Genomic DNA, 15,179 nt, shown 5'->3' on the forward strand with positions numbered 1-15,179 from the left:
TCCCTGTGGGAGCGGGCTTGCTCGCGAAAGCAGTGTGTCAGCCAGCACATGTATCAACTGACAAGGCCCCTTCGCGAGCAAGCCCGCTCCCACATGGGTTCTCTGTGCACCTTGACACTTGCGGTGAGCCTCGCTGGCTGCGCCGGCCTGCCCGACCAACGCCTGGCCAATGAAGCGCTCAAACGTGGCGACACCATCACCGCGCAGCAGAACTACCAGCAACTGGCAGACCTGGGTTACAGCGAGGCCCAAGTCGGCCTGGCCGACATCCAGGTCGGCACCCGCGATCCGGCGCAAATCAAACAGGCCGAAGCCACCTACCGTGCGGCAGCGGACACCTCGCCCCGCGCCCAGGCCCGCCTCGGTCGCCTGCTGGTGGCCAAGCCCGGCAGCACCGAAGCCGAACACCACGAAGCCGAAGGCCTGCTGAAAAAAGCCTTTGCCAATGGCGAAGGCAACACCCTGATCCCGCTGGCGATGCTGTACCTGCAATACCCGCACAGCTTCCCCAACGTGAATGCCCAGCAGCAGATCAGCCAATGGCAGGCCGCCGGTTACCCGGAAGCCGGTCTGGCCCAGGTGCTGCTGTATCGCACCCAAGGCACTTACGACCAGCATCTGGACGATGTGGAGCGCATCTGCAAAGCCGCGCTGAACAGCACCGACATCTGCTACGTCGAGCTGGCCACGGTCTACCAGAAACAAGCCGCGCCGGAAAAACAGGCTGAACTGCTCAAGCAAATGGAAGCCGGCTACAGCCGTGGCAGCGTCACCGCCCAGCGTGTCGACAGCGTCGCCCGTGTGCTCGGCGATGCCAGCATTGGCACCCCGGACGCAAAAACCGCCCAGGCCCTGCTGGAAAAAATCGCCCCTGGCTACCCGGCATCCTGGGTCAGCCTGGCACAACTGCTCTACGACTTCCCCGAACTGGGCGACGTCGACCAGATGATGAAATACCTGGACAACGGCCGCGCCGCCGACCAGCCGCGCGCCGAGCTGTTGCTGGGCAAGCTCTACTACGACGGCAAGTGGGTACCGGCCGACGCCAAGGCGGCCGAAGCACACTTCCAGAAAGCCCAGGGCAAGGAAGTCGCCGCCGACTACTACCTCGGCCAGATCTACCGCCGTGGCTATCTCGGCCAGGTCTACTCGCAAAAAGCCCTGGACCACCTGCTGACCGCTGCGCGCAACGGCCAGAACAGTGCCGACTTCGCCATCGCCCAATTGTTTTCCCAAGGCAAGGGCACCAAGCCCGACCCATTGAACGCCTACGTCTTCAGCCAATTGGCCAAGGCCCAGGACACCCCGCAAGCCAATGACCTGGCCACCCAGCTCGAAGCCCCGCTGACACCGGAGCAACGCGCCCAAGGCCAACGCCTGGTGCAACAGGAACTGGCCGCCCGCGGCACCCTGGCCCAGAGCACGTTGCAACTGCACGCCCTGGAAGAAGACGACGGCGAGGAATCCCTATGAAGCTCAACCCATTCGTCAAGGCCGGTATCGGCCTGACCTTCGCCCTGCTGTGGTCGTGCCCGACCCTGGCCGCGCTGACCGAAGCAAAGAACTTCGGCCTGGAAGTGAAAATCACCGGCCAGTCCGAAGACGACCGTGACCTGGGCACGCAAAAAGGCGGCGACGTCAACGGCATCGGCCTCGACGTACGCCCGTGGATCTACGGCGAAAGCGGCGCCTGGAGCGCCTACGCCATGGGCCAGGCCGTGGCTTCCAGCGACATCATCGAGACCGACACCCTGCAACAGTCCTCCGATGACGAGAACCAGCAAACCAGCAACGACGACCGCAAGACCAAGAAAAACTTCCTGGCGTTGCGCGAGTTCTGGGTCGGCTACAGCGGCTTCACGCCCTACCCCGGCGAGATCCTCAAGCTCGGTCGCCAGCGCCTGCGCAATGACGACGGCCAATGGCGCGACACCAACATCGAAGCCCTGAACTGGACCTTCGACACCACCCTGCTCAAGGCCAATGTCGGCGTCGCCGAACGCTTCAGCGAATACCGCACCGACCTCAAGGAACTCGCCCCGGTCGACAAAGACCGCCAGCACCTCTACGCCGACGCCGCCTACCAGTGGACCCCCGGCCAGTGGATCGGCCTGCGCGGCCATCACACCCATGACAACGGCAAGCTCGACTACCCGGAACCGGGCGTCGCTACCGACTCCCTGGACAAGCGTGAAAACGGCGACCTGACCTGGCTCGGCATCGAGGCCAACAGCGACGCCTACAACTGGCGCAACACCAACACCGTCAACTACTGGGCCAGCATCACCGGCATGCGCGGCGACCGCGACAAGGTCAACGCCTTGAAAGCCGACGGTTCGAGCCCCGACCAAGCCAAGCGCAGCGACAACCTGAGCGGCTGGGCCACCGACATCGGCGTGCGCCTGCGCCTCGATCCGCAGTGGCAAGTCGGTGCGGCCTACTCCCGCGCCAGCGCCGAGTACGAGCAGAACGGCCTGCAAAGCAACCGTTCGAACTGGACCGGCACCCAGTCCCGCGTGCATCGCTTCGGCGAAGCGTTTCGCGGCGAGATGAACAACATGCAGTCCATGAGCCTGTTCGGGTCCTGGCAGCTGCGCGAGGACTACGACGCCAGCCTGGTGTACCACAAGTTCTGGCGCGTGGACGGCAACAAGCCGGTCACCAGCAATGGCATTGCAGCCGTGGACAACACCACCGACGCCGCCGGCGACATTATCGCCAGCACCTCGCTGCCGCTGGCCGATGGCAAGAAAGACCTGGGTCAGGAAATGGACCTGGTGGTCACCAAGTACTTCAAGAAAGGCCTGTTGCCAGCCGGGCTCAGCCAGTCCATCGACGAGCCGTCGGCGCTGGTACGGTTCCGTGCTGGCGTATTCAAGCCGGGTGATGCCTATGGCAGCGGAGTCGATTCCTACATGCACCGCGCATTTGTCGATGTGGTGTGGAAATTCTGATGGGAGCCTGCGCTATGAAACCTCACCGTTTGCTGGTTGCCGCGATGCTGATGGCGAACGCCACTGCTTTCGCGGATACCGCGCAGCAGGTCAAGGCGCCGACCATCGCCAAAGGGCTGCAACAAGCCAAGACCTACACCATTTCCAGCCCGCCGACCGCGCCGCTGGAAATGGCCAAGCCCGCCCTGCCTGACCTGTCGGGCTACACCGCCGCCGCGATGGAAAGCAAGATCGTGCGCAGCAAGCCGGGCAAGATCAGCCTGCGCCGCATGATGCAGGAAGACGCCCTCAAGGACTTTATCGGCGGTGACAACAAGATGGCCGAATGGGTGGTGCGCCAGCACGGCATTCCCCAGGCGATCTTTGTCGACGATGGCTACATGAACCTCAAGGACCTGCTGGGCAAGGTGCCCAAGCAGTACTTCAGCGAAACGTCGCCCGGGGTGTTCCTCGCCAAGCTGCCGATTGTGGTCGGGCGCAAGGGCATCCTCGACATCGACGGCAAGACCCAGGAGTTGCGCCTGTCCCAGGAAGCCGGTTCGTTCCTGATCAACGACGGCCAGTTGTTTGTGCGTGACACCAGGATCACCGGCTGGAGCGAAAAGGCCAACGGCCCGGCGCTGTTCAAGTCGCCCAAGGAGTTCCGCCCGTTCCTGCTGGCCTGGGGCGGCACCGAGACCTACGTCGCCAACACCAAGATGGCCAGTTTCGGCTATGCCAACAGTAAGTCGTACGGGGTGAGTATCTCCCAGTACACGCCGAACATGGCCAAGGTGCTCAAGCGTGCGGAGCCGACCGGCTGGATCATCGACTCCCAGTTCTCGGACATGTGGTACGGCTTCTACTGCTACGAGACCACCGGTTTCGTGGTCAAGGGCAATACCTACAAAGACAACATCGTCTACGGCATTGACCCCCACGACCGTTCCCACGGCCTGATCATTGCGGACAACACCGTCTACGGCACCAAGAAGAAGCACGGCATCATCATTTCCCGGGAAGTGAACGACAGCTTCATCTTCAACAACCGCAGCTACGACAACAAGCTCTCGGGCCTGGTGATCGACCGTAACAGCGTGAACAACCTGATCGCCGACAACGAGATCTACCGCAACCACACCGACGGCATCACCCTCTATGAGAGCGGCGACAACCTGCTGTGGGGCAACAAGGTGATCGCCAACCGTCGCCACGGCATCCGTGTGCGCAACAGCGTGAACATCAAGCTGTACGAAAACACCTCGATGGCCAACGGTCTCACCGGACTGTACGGCCACATCAAGGATCTGACCGACACCGACCGCGACATCGCCCTCGACCCGTTTGACGCGAAAGTCTCGCTGATCGTGGTGGGTGGCGAACTGGCGGGCAACGGCAGCGGGCCGCTGTCCATCGACTCGCCGTTGAGCGTGGAGCTCTACCGCGTATCGATGCTGGCGCCGACCAAATCCAGCGGCATCAGCTTCAACGGTGTGCTGGGTGATCGCCAGGAAGAGATTCTCGACCTGCTGGTACGCCAGCAGAAAGCCGTGCTGATCGACCCTGTCGAACGCCAGACCGAAATGCAGGACTGAGGATGACCCTTATGCACCCACACATGATCAAACTGCTGAGCCTCTCAGGTCTGACCCTCGGCCTGCTCGCGGCCAGCCAGGGCGTGCGCGCCGACGACGTACAGGCACCGAAATTCACTGCCGAACCGTGCTGCAGCCTGTGCCCGGCGGCGCATGACGCAAAGAACTACACCACCCGTTACCAGCAGAACTTCACCACCCTGGTACAAGCCCAGGGCGACTGGTTGTTCCGCACCCAGGAAGACCTGCGCACCGAATTCGACACCAGCCCCGCTGGCTACAAACGCATGCAGCAACTGCACGATGCGTTCAAGGCCAAGGGCGTGGAACTGGTGGTGGTCTACCAGCCGACCCGTGGCCTGGTGAACCGCAACAAGCTCAACCCCGAAGAGAAAGCCAAGTTCGACTTCGACAAGGCCCTGAGCAACTACAAGACCATGCTCGGCCGTTTCGCCAAGATGGGTTATGTGGTGCCGGACCTGTCGCCATTGACCAATGAGCAGTTGCCGGATGAGCTGCCGGCCCACGATTTCTACTTCCGCGGCGACCAACACTGGACGCCATACGGCGCCCAGCGCACGGCGAAAATCGTTGGCGCCAAAGTGCGCGCGATGCCTGAGTTCGCCGACATTCCCAAGCGCGAATTCGAAACCACCCGCTCCGGGCGCATGGGCAAGACCGGCACCCTGCACAACATGGCCGGGCAACTGTGCGGCACCAGCTACGCGGTCCAGTACATGGACCAGTTCACCACCGAGCCCAAGGGCGAAGCGGGCGACGGCGACCTTTTCGGCGATTCGGGCAACCCGCAGATCACCCTGGTGGGCACCAGCCACAGCGGCAAGAACTACAACTTCGCCGGCTTCCTGGAGCAGGAAATCGGTGCCGACATTCTCAACGTCGCCTTCCCTGGCGGCGGCCTGGAAGGTTCGATGATCCAGTACCTGGGCAGCGATGAATTCCAGAAGAGCCCGCCGAAAATCCTCATCTGGGAGTTCTCGCCGCTGTACCGCCTGGACCAGGAGACCATCTACCGCCAGATGATGTCGCTGCTCGACAACGGCTGCGAAGGCAAGCCGGCACAGATGAGCGCCAGCACGTCGTTGAAGCCCGGCAAGAACGAATTGATGGTCAACAGTTCGAACAAAGACCTGCGTAACGCCAATCACCAGGTTGATATCCGCTTTGCCGACCCGTCGGTGAAAACCCTGCAAGCCACCCTCTGGTACATGAACGGGCGCCACGAGGACATCAAGATCGAGAAACCCGACACATCCGATACAGACGGGCGTTTCGCCTTTGAACTGCGCACCGATGAAGACTGGGCCGCGCAGAACCTGCTGGCCGTGGAAGTGCAAGGCCCCGAGGCGGGCCAGGCCGCGCAGAAGGTTGAAGCGAAAATTTGCACACGCAACGTATTCCCAAGCGGCGGTCAGAAGACCGCCTCCCTCGGGCAATGAGGTTACCTATGCAGAAGTTATTGATCCCTACGTTACTCGGCCTGGCGATGTTTGCAGGCTCGGTCAACGCCGCCGCGCCCCTGCGTCCGCCCCAGGGCTACTTCGCACCGATCGAGGCGTTCAAGACCGGCGACTTCAAGGAAAACTGCGACACCATGCCGGCGCCGTACACCGGGCCGTTGCAGTTTCGCAGCAAGTACGAAGGCTCGGACAAAGCCCGTTCCACCCTGAACGTGCAGTCGGAAAAAGCCTTCCGTGACAGCACTGCCGACATCACCAAGCTGGAAAAAGACACCAGCAAGCGCGTGATGCAGTTCATGCGTGACGGTCGCCCCGAACAGCTCGAATGCACCCTGAACTGGCTGGTGTCGTGGGCCAAGGCCGATGCATTGATGTCCAAGGACTTCAACCACACCGGCAAGTCCATGCGCAAATGGGCACTGGGCAGCATGGCCTCGGCCTATGTGCGCCTGAAGTTCTCCGACTCGCACCCGTTGGCCAATCACCAGCAGGAATCCCAACTGATCGAAGCCTGGTTCAACAAGCTTGCCGATCAAGTGGTCAGCGACTGGGACAACCTGCCGCTGGAAAAAACCAACAACCATTCCTACTGGGCCGCCTGGTCGGTGATGGCAACGTCCATCGCCACCAACCGTCGCGACCTGTTTGATTGGGCAGTGAAGGAATACAAGGTCGGTGTGAACCAGGTCGATGACCAGGGCTTTTTGCCGAATGAATTGAAGCGCCAGCAACGTGCCCTGTCGTACCACAACTACGCCCTGCCGCCGCTGTCGATGATCGCCAGTTTTGCGTTGGTCAACGGTGTCGATCTGCGCCAGGAAAACAACAGCGCGCTCAAGCGCCTGGGTGAAAAAGTCCTGGCCGGGGTGAAAGACCCGGACATCTTCGAGCAGAAGAACGGCAAGCAGCAGGACATGAAGGACCTCAAGCAAGACATGAAATATGCCTGGCTTGAGCCGTTCTGCAACCTCTACACCTGCGCCCCCGACGTGATCGAGCGCAAGCACGGCATGCAGCCATTCAAGACATTCCGCCTGGGGGGTGACCTGACCAAGGTCTACGACCCGGCGCATGAAAAAGGCAACAAAGGTTCCTGAATAACTAACTGAAGGAACAGGGTCCCTATGTGGGAGCGGGCTTGCTCGCGAATGCGGTGTGTCAGTCGACACATCTGTAACTGAACCACCGCATTCGCGAGCAAGCCCGCTCCCACAGTTGAACCGGTTTCGACAGTTGGAATGTTGTACCGCCCTCCCCCGAATTTTCGTGGGGGGGTTTGGGGGGGCTGCGGCCCTTGACTGTTGGTTAAACATGGAGAGATCGGGATGGTTTTCTCGTCCAATGTGTTCCTGTTTCTGTTCTTGCCGATCTTCCTCGGCTTGTACTACTTGAGCGGGCAACGCTATCGCAACCTGCTGCTGCTGATTGCCAGCTATGTGTTCTACGCCTGGTGGCGAGTGGACTTCCTGGCGCTGTTCGCCGCCGTGACGCTGTGGAACTACTGGATCGGCCTCAAGGTCGGTGCCGCCGGCGTGCGCACCAAGCCGGCCCAGCGCTGGTTGCTGCTCGGCGTGGCCGTCGACCTGTGCATCCTCGGCTACTTCAAGTACGCCAACTTCGGTGTCGACAGCATCAATGTGATGATGAAGTCGGCGGGCCTGGAGCCGTTTATCCTGACCCACGTGCTGTTGCCGATCGGGATCTCGTTCTACATCTTCGAGTCCATCAGCTACATCATCGACGTGTACCGCGGCGATACCCCGGCAACCCGCAACCTCATCGACTTTGCGGCGTTCGTGGCGATCTTTCCGCATTTGATCGCCGGCCCCGTGCTGCGCTTTCGCGACCTGGCCGACCAGTTCAACAATCGCACCCACACCCTCGACAAATTCTCCGAGGGCTGCACGCGGTTCATGCAGGGTTTCATCAAGAAGGTGTTCATCGCCGACACCCTGGCGGTGGTGGCCGACCATTGCTTCGCCCTGCAAAACCCCACCACCGGCGATGCCTGGCTCGGCGCGCTGGCCTACACCGCGCAGCTGTACTTCGACTTCTCCGGCTACAGCGACATGGCCATCGGCCTGGGCTTGATGATGGGTTTCCGCTTCATGGAAAACTTCAAGCAGCCGTACATCAGCCAGTCGATCACCGAGTTCTGGCGGCGCTGGCACATCAGCCTGTCCACCTGGCTGCGTGACTACCTGTACATCACCCTGGGCGGCAACCGTAAAGGCACGCTGACCACTTACCGCAACCTGTTCCTGACCATGCTGCTCGGTGGCCTGTGGCACGGCGCGAACATCACTTACATCGTTTGGGGTGCGTGGCACGGCATGTGGCTGGCGATTGAAAAAGCCATCGGCCTCAACACGTCGCCGCGCAGCTTCAACCCGGTGCGTTGGGCCTTCACCTTCCTGCTGGTCGTCGTGGGCTGGGTGATCTTCCGCGCCGAGAACCTGCACGTTGCCGGCCGCATGTATGGCGCAATGTTCAGCTTCAACGAGTGGTCGCTGTCGGAACTCAACCGCGCCAGCCTCACCGGCCTGCAGGTGGCAACCCTGGTGGTGGCGTATGCGACGTTGGCGTTCTTTGGCCTGCGCGATTTCTACCGTGACCATCCCGCGACGCCAAACCCGGCGCGCAGCGTGCCCGGCTACGCCATGCGGGCCTGCGTGCTGCTGCTGTTCGCGGCATCGATCCTGAAACTGTCGGCGCAGAGTTTCTCGCCGTTCCTTTACTTCCAATTCTGAGGGAGCCGACATGACCCGATCATTACGCGTGCTCTACATCACCGTGTTCCTGGCCATGCTGCTGGTGCTGGGGCTGTGGTCGATGCGCAGTTTCCTGGGCTTTAGCACCAACGCCGATGCCACCGTGCTTAACGGTCGCTGGACCAAGGCCGTCGAGACCCACTACGACGACGAGTTCCCAATCAAGCGCCTGGGCACCAACCTCTGGGCGGCGCTGGACTACAAGCTGTTCAACGAAGGCCGCCCTGGCGTGGTGCTGGGCCGCGACCACTGGTTGTACAGCGACGAGGAGTTCAACCCCATCGTCAACGAAGACCAGAACCTGCAAGGCAACTACGCGCTGGTCGAAGGCGTGCGCCAGAAGCTCAAGGCCCAAGGTGTGCAGTTGGTCATGGCGATTGTCCCGGCCAAGGTGCGCTTGTACCCGGAGCACGTCGGCGACGTGAAGCCGGCAAGCATCCACGCCAACCTGTATCAGGACTTCCACGCCCGTGTGGCGGCCGACAAGATCCCGGCACCTGATCTGCTTGGCCCACTGCAACAGGCCAAGCTGAGCGGCACGCAAGTGTTCTTGCGTACCGATACCCACTGGACGCCTGACGGTGCGGAAATCGCCGCCAAGCAACTGGCCAAGACCATTGCCGAGAAAACCCCGCTGAGCGGCGAGCCGCAGCGTTTTGTCACCGAGGCCGAGAGCACCGCACCGCATAAAGGCGACCTGCGTCTGTTCCTGCCCCTGGACCCGCTGTTCGAAAACCTGATGCCACCCAAAGAACCGCTGCAAAAACGCGTGACCCATCTGGCCGAAGCCGGGGGCGACGATGCGCTGTTCAGCAACAGCGAAACCCCGGTGGCGCTGGTCGGCACCAGCTACAGCGCCAACCCCAACTGGAACTTCGTCGGTGCGCTCAAGCAAGCCCTGCACAGCGACGTCATCAACTATTCGGAAGACGGCCACGGCCCGATCCTGCCGATGCTCAGCTACCTGAAAAGCGATGACTTCAAGAACAGCCCGCCACAAGTGCTGATCTGGGAGTTTCCTGAACGTTATCTGCCCGTGAACAACGAAATCGGTGATGCCGACCCGTCCTGGGTTGCGCAGCTTAAACAAGCCGGTTCGCGCCAACAAAACATGGCTTTGAACACCCTTGAAAAATCCGAGACGCCCGACCGGGCGCAAAACTGAAAGAGAGGTAACTCACATGACTTTCACTACAACTCCTCGTCGTCTCGCCAAGACCCTGGCCCTCGCCGCTGGCATGAGCATCGCGTCGATGTCGGCCTTTGCCGGTGATGCCGCGTTGTACGGCCCCGTCGCACCGAAAGGCTCCAGCTTTGTGCGCGTATTCAACGCCTCCAACCAGGAAGTCAGCGCGACGGTTGGCAGCACCAACCTCAGCGACGTTGCGCCCCTGGCCAGCAGCGACTTCAGCTTCATGCCCGGCGGTGACTACAGCGCCAAGGTCGGCAGCCAGACCGTGCCGGTCAAACTTGCCGCCGACCACTACTACACCCTGGTCAACAACGGCAGCGGCCAACCGCAATTGATCGAAGAGCCGCCATTCAAGAACAAGCAGAAATCCCTGGTACGTGTGCAGAACCTCAGCGACAAGGCCCTGACCCTGAAAACCGCCGACGGCAAGACCGATGTGGTCAAGTCGGTGGCGGCCAAGGGCCGTGGCGAGCGTGAAATCAACCCAGTGAAAGTGAGCCTGGCGTTGTATGACGGTGACAAAAAAGTCGGTGATGTGAAGCCGGTTGCGTTGGAACGTGGTGAAGCGGCGGTGCTGTACGTGACCGGCTCCGGTTCGAGCCTGTCGCCAGTCTGGGTGAAACGCCCAGTGTCGACCCGCTGATTAAATTTTCAATTTAACGCCCCCTCCTGTGGGAGCGGGCTTGCCCGCGAATGCGGTGGTTCAGCACCCGCTGTACCAACTGACACACCGCTTTCGCGAGCCAGCCAGCGCCCACAGGCTCTGACCCAATTCGATTCAAGGAGAAACACCCATGATCCCAGTAATCCTTTCCGGTGGTAGCGGCTCCCGTCTTTGGCCGCTGTCGCGTAAACAGTTCCCGAAACAATTCCTGGCGCTGACGGGCGAGCACACGCTGTTCCAGCAAACCCTGGAACGCCTGGTGTTCGAAGGCATGGACACACCGATTGTGGTCTGCAACAAAGACCACCGCTTCATCGTCAACGAGCAACTGAGCAACCGCAAGCTGGACTGCCAGCGCATCCTGATGGAACCGTTCGGCCGCAACACCGCGCCGGCCGTGGCCCTGACCGCGATGATGCTGGTCAACGAAGGCCGCGACGAGCTGATGCTGGTGCTGCCCGCCGACCACGTGATCGAAGATCAGAAAGCCCTGCAACGTGCACTGGCCCTGGCCACCGTGGCAGCAGAACGCGGCGAGATGGTGCTGTTCGGCGTACCGGCGACCCGTCCGGAGACCGGCTACGGCTACATCAAGTCCACCGCTGATTCGCTGCTGCCCGAAGGCGTGAGCCGCGTCGAGCAGTTCGTGGAAAAACCCAATGAAAAACGCGCGGTCGAGTTCGTCAAAAGCGGCGGCTATTTCTGGAACAGCGGCATGTTCCTGTTCCGCGCCAGCCGCTTCCTCGAAGAGCTGAAAAAGCACGATCCGGACATCTACGACACCTGCCTGCTGACCCTTGAGCGCAGCGAACAGGATGCCGACACCGTGTCCTTCGACGAAGCCACCTTCGCCTGCTGCCCGGACAACTCCATCGACTACGCCGTGATGGAAAAAACCCAGCGCGCCTGCGTAGTGCCGCTGAGTGCCGGTTGGAGCGACGTGGGTTGCTGGGCCTCGCTGTGGGCGGTCAACGATAAAGACGCCGACGGCAACGTGACCAAGGGCGACGTGGTGATCCAGGACAGCAAGAACTGCATGATCCACGGCAACGGCAAGCTGGTGTCGGTAATCGGCCTGGAAAACATCGTGGTCGTTGAAACCAAGGACGCGATGATGATTGCCCACAAGGACAAGGTCCAAGGCGTCAAGCAGATGGTCAACACCCTCAACGAACAGGGGCGCAGTGAGACCCAGAACCACTGCGAGGTCTATCGTCCGTGGGGGTCCTACGACTCGGTGGACATGGGCGGGCGTTTCCAGGTCAAGCACATCTCGGTCAAGCCGGGCGCGTGCCTGTCGCTGCAAATGCACCACCACCGCGCCGAACACTGGATCGTGGTCAGCGGCACAGCTGAAGTGACCTGCGACGAGAATGTGTTCCTGCTGTGTGAGAACCAATCCACCTACATCCCGATTGCCTCGGTGCACCGCCTGCGCAACCCGGGCAAGATCCCATTGGAGATCATTGAAGTGCAATCGGGTAGCTACCTGGGCGAGGATGACATCGAGCGCTTTGAAGATATTTACGGGCGTTCGACGCCGGTTGAGCGTGGCGTGTCGGTGAAAACTATCGCGCAGTAAAACAGTCGTAAAAAGAAGCCCCCGTCCAGCCGACTGCGTCCCCTATCCGCAGCCGGTTGGGCGGGGGCTTTTTATCGCGCCCTCAGAACACCTTCAGGCAACCCCAGGCACTTACTTTTTGCCAGTAATGCTGCTCCCGGTGTAGAAGCCGGAATAGGCATTGTAGCCACCGCTGTTGTTAGAGCTACCAGCGTTCCCATAGGTATTTTTGCCCTGCTCTTCAGCGACTTTGCCACCGAACACCATACCTGCCCCTAAAACTTTCGCCCCCATCACACCCGCACTCCCAAGCCTCTTCCCTAAGCCCTGCATCACGGCACCGCCGAATGTCATGGCTGCCCCAACGGCTTTATCCTGGTTATACATCGCCACAGGGAGATGGGTGTTGATTTCAGCGTGGATCGCTTGCTTGAACGAATCCAACAACGAGCCGCGTTGATGGGGATGAAGCGCGGGTGAGAACTGGGCAAATATCTCGGCAGCAATGGCCTGTTTGAGGGAGGCCGACAACGTTGGGGGAACGCTTGTCTCGGGTGCATTGAGGGGCAAGACAGCAGCTGTCGAATTGGACTGAATTTTCATGATCGAGTACTCGAATATACGGATAACTACCATCCAGGTAGGCCAAGTGTGCTCCCTTCGTCATATGTGTGGAAAACTGCTCTGGGTGGTTCCATCTTTGTGCACCAACCATCGTCAGACCAATACACCTCTCAAGCCAGCCAATCCCTCCTACGCTTAAGTTAGGATGCTCGTTCCCCATTAGAGGTGGTCTCCATGTTCTTCGGCGTTCTCCTGATCATCACCTGGCTGATCCTGCTGCTGCGCTACCCCGCCAAGGCCTTGCCGGTATCCCTCGCGGCCGCGGTCGGCCTGGGTTTCGTCGCCATCTGGGTGGTCTGGCTGGACAACCGCGAAGCCTCGCAACTGGCGCGCCTGGAACTGCGCATCACCTACGCGCCTGAGGAATGCCCCGCCGACCGCCCGCTGAAACTGGTCCTCAACAATGGCAACGACGTGCCTCTCACCGAACTGCGCTGGCGCGTCGCCGCCTATGCGCCGGGCGACACCGTCAACCTGGCCGACAACGTCTACGCCGCCCCGCGCTACCGCGGCCCCGGCGAGTTGCAGGCCGGCGCCACCTGGGACGATTGCCTGCCCGCCCCACCGCTGCGCCCCGGCTACCGCCCGCAAACCCTGGAATTTCGTGCCGAGCACCTGCAAGGCAGCTTCTCGGACTGACAAAGGATTGATCCATGCCCAACGTACTCATCACCGGCTGTTCCAGCGGTATCGGCCGCGCCCTGGCTGACGCGTTCAAAGCCGCCGGCTACAGCGTATGGGCCAGCGCCCGTCGACCGGACGATGTTGCCGGTTTAGCCGCCGCCGGCTTCAACGCGGTACAACTGGACGTCAACAACAGCGCCGCCTTGCAGCACCTGGCTGAACAGTTGGGCGAGCTGGACGTACTGGTCAACAACGCCGGTTACGGCGCCATGGGCCCGCTGCTCGACGGCGGCACCGAGGCGATGCAGCGCCAGTTCGAGACCAACGTGTTCTCCATCGTCGGCGTGACCCAGGCGCTGTTCCCGGCACTGCGCCGCAGCAAAGGCCTGGTGGTGAATATCGGCAGTGTTTCCGGGGTGCTGGTCACGCCGTTTGCCGGTGCCTACTGCGCATCCAAAGCCGCCGTGCATGCCTTGAGCGATGCCCTGCGCATGGAGCTGGCGCCGTTTGGCATTCGCGTGATGGAAGTGCAACCGGGGGCCATCGATACGAGCTTCGCGAAAAACGCCGGTGCCCAGGCCGAGCTGTTGATCAGCGAGAAATCGCCCTGGTGGCCGTTGCGCGAAGGCATTCGCGCGCGCTCACAGGCCTCGCAGGACAACCCCACCCCGGCCAACCGGTTTGCCGCCCAGGTGCTCAAGGGCGTACAACAAGCCACACCGCCACGCCTGCTGCGCGCGGGCAATGGCAGCCGGGCGCTGCCGTTGATGGCGGCGCTGTTGCCCAAGGGGCTGCTGGACAAGGTGTTGAAGAAACGGTTTGGGCTGGATGGCGCGCTCTAACCCTTCAAGAAATCGATGAACGCCCGCACCTTCAAGGGTAAATGCCGGGTGTCCGGATACATCGCATAAACCCCCTGGGGGTCGAAGCGATGGTCCGGTAACAGGCGCACCAAGCGCCCCGTTTCCAGATCGTCATTCACCAGCCACTGTGGCAGCACGGCTACACCGTGGCCGTGCACAGCGAACGCCTGGAGCACAGCGGCACTGTCGGCCACCAATGTCGTTTGACCGACGCGGTAGAGACGTTCGGTGCCTGCCGGGTCGGTTACCGTCAATCCCGTCAGCCGCCCATGGCCCAGGCGGGGCAACTGCTCCAGTTCATCCAGGGTGGCAGCCCCGGCAAACACCGGTGCCGCCACGGCGAATACCTCGAACGTCGACAACTGCACCGCACGGTGATTGGAATCCGGCAGGCGCCCCAACCGGATCGCCACGTCAAAACGCTCGGAAATCAGATCGGCATGGGTCGAGGACGTGGACAAGTGAATGTTCAGGTCCGGGTGTAGACGCCGAAAGGCCTCCACGGCAGGGGCAACCACGGCCAGGGCGTATTCCACCGTGGTGGTGATGCGCAATGTGCCCTTGAGTTGGGCGTGCTCCGAACGCGCTTCTTCGACCGCCAACCGCGCTTCTTCAAGCATGCGGGTACAGCGCAGATAGAAGCGTTCGCCGGCATCGGTCAATGCCAGTTGGCGAGTGTTACGGGTCAGCAGAGTCACGCCCAGCTCCGCTTCCAGGCGCTTGAGATTGAAGCTGACCACGGCGCGGGTCTGGCCCAGCAGGTCGGCCGCAGCCGTGAGCGAGCCGGCCTCGACCACGGCCTTGAAGGTGTCGAATCGGTCCAGGCTGACCATGGGCCAGGCCTCCTTTGTCAAAATATTTTTGACAAACT

Annotated in this window: 13 protein-coding genes; 11 read left to right on the forward strand and 2 right to left on the reverse strand. The window is 61.4% G+C overall.

Going from position 1 to position 15,179, the window contains the following annotated elements:
* Positions 1-48: 48 nt before the first annotated feature.
* From algK to LIY36_RS24340, 9 genes are all read left to right on the forward strand, one after another.
* Complete coding sequence (gene algK / locus LIY36_RS24300) at positions 49-1,473, forward strand: alginate biosynthesis TPR repeat lipoprotein AlgK (RefSeq protein WP_370694887.1); 1,425 nt, start codon at positions 49-51, stop codon at positions 1,471-1,473.
* Positions 1,470-2,954 (forward strand): alginate export family protein, encoded by a 1,485-nt coding sequence (locus tag LIY36_RS24305; RefSeq protein ID WP_226457454.1) that lies wholly within the window; start codon positions 1,470-1,472, stop codon positions 2,952-2,954. The genes algK and LIY36_RS24305 overlap by 4 nt, the downstream gene beginning before the upstream one ends.
* Entirely contained in the window at positions 2,954-4,528 is a 1,575-nt protein-coding gene (gene algG / locus LIY36_RS24310) for a mannuronan 5-epimerase AlgG (protein WP_226457455.1), read from the forward strand. The genes LIY36_RS24305 and algG overlap by 1 nt, the downstream gene beginning before the upstream one ends.
* Positions 4,529-4,539: 11 nt before the next feature.
* A complete protein-coding gene (locus tag LIY36_RS24315) occupies positions 4,540-5,988 on the forward strand; it encodes an alginate O-acetyltransferase (protein ID WP_192297559.1) in 1,449 nt (482 codons plus the stop codon).
* An 8-nt stretch (positions 5,989-5,996) separates the two neighbouring features.
* Positions 5,997-7,106, forward strand: a complete 1,110-nt coding sequence (locus LIY36_RS24320) for a mannuronate-specific alginate lyase (RefSeq protein WP_192297561.1) — start codon at positions 5,997-5,999, stop codon at positions 7,104-7,106.
* Between the two features lie 228 nt (positions 7,107-7,334).
* On the forward strand, positions 7,335-8,759 hold the full coding sequence (locus LIY36_RS24325; protein ID WP_192297563.1) for an MBOAT family O-acyltransferase: 1,425 nt from the start codon (positions 7,335-7,337) through the stop codon (positions 8,757-8,759).
* Positions 8,760-8,769: 10 nt separating this feature from the next.
* Positions 8,770-9,945 (forward strand): alginate O-acetyltransferase, encoded by a 1,176-nt coding sequence (locus LIY36_RS24330; RefSeq protein ID WP_192297565.1) that lies wholly within the window; start codon positions 8,770-8,772, stop codon positions 9,943-9,945.
* Positions 9,946-9,961: 16 nt separating this feature from the next.
* Complete coding sequence (locus LIY36_RS24335; protein ID WP_192297567.1) at positions 9,962-10,615, forward strand: alginate O-acetyltransferase AlgF; 654 nt, start codon at positions 9,962-9,964, stop codon at positions 10,613-10,615.
* Between the two features lie 151 nt (positions 10,616-10,766).
* Positions 10,767-12,218, forward strand: a complete 1,452-nt coding sequence (locus LIY36_RS24340) for a mannose-1-phosphate guanylyltransferase/mannose-6-phosphate isomerase (protein ID WP_226457456.1) — start codon at positions 10,767-10,769, stop codon at positions 12,216-12,218.
* Between the two features lie 111 nt (positions 12,219-12,329).
* Here the strand turns inward: LIY36_RS24340 and LIY36_RS24345 are convergent, their stop codons facing one another.
* Entirely contained in the window at positions 12,330-12,800 is a 471-nt protein-coding gene (locus LIY36_RS24345; RefSeq protein ID WP_226457457.1) for a hypothetical protein, read from the reverse strand.
* A gap of 195 nt (positions 12,801-12,995) precedes the next feature.
* Between LIY36_RS24345 and LIY36_RS24350 the strand changes: the two genes are divergently transcribed.
* Together LIY36_RS24350 and LIY36_RS24355 are read left to right on the forward strand one after the other, a co-directional pair.
* Entirely contained in the window at positions 12,996-13,460 is a 465-nt protein-coding gene (locus LIY36_RS24350) for a multidrug transporter (protein WP_124527405.1), read from the forward strand.
* A gap of 14 nt (positions 13,461-13,474) precedes the next feature.
* On the forward strand, positions 13,475-14,287 hold the full coding sequence (locus tag LIY36_RS24355; RefSeq protein WP_226457458.1) for an SDR family oxidoreductase: 813 nt from the start codon (positions 13,475-13,477) through the stop codon (positions 14,285-14,287).
* Here the strand turns inward: LIY36_RS24355 and LIY36_RS24360 are convergent.
* Positions 14,284-15,141: a LysR family transcriptional regulator gene (locus tag LIY36_RS24360; RefSeq protein ID WP_192297572.1), complete on the reverse strand. Its 858-nt coding sequence runs from the start codon at positions 15,139-15,141 to the stop codon at positions 14,284-14,286. The genes LIY36_RS24355 and LIY36_RS24360 overlap by 4 nt on opposite strands.
* Between the last annotated feature and the right edge of the window lie 38 nt (positions 15,142-15,179).

It is taken from the genome of Pseudomonas sp. AF03-9, assembly GCF_020515815.1.
In the GTDB taxonomy this organism is placed as follows: Bacteria; Pseudomonadota; Gammaproteobacteria; order Pseudomonadales; family Pseudomonadaceae; genus Aquipseudomonas.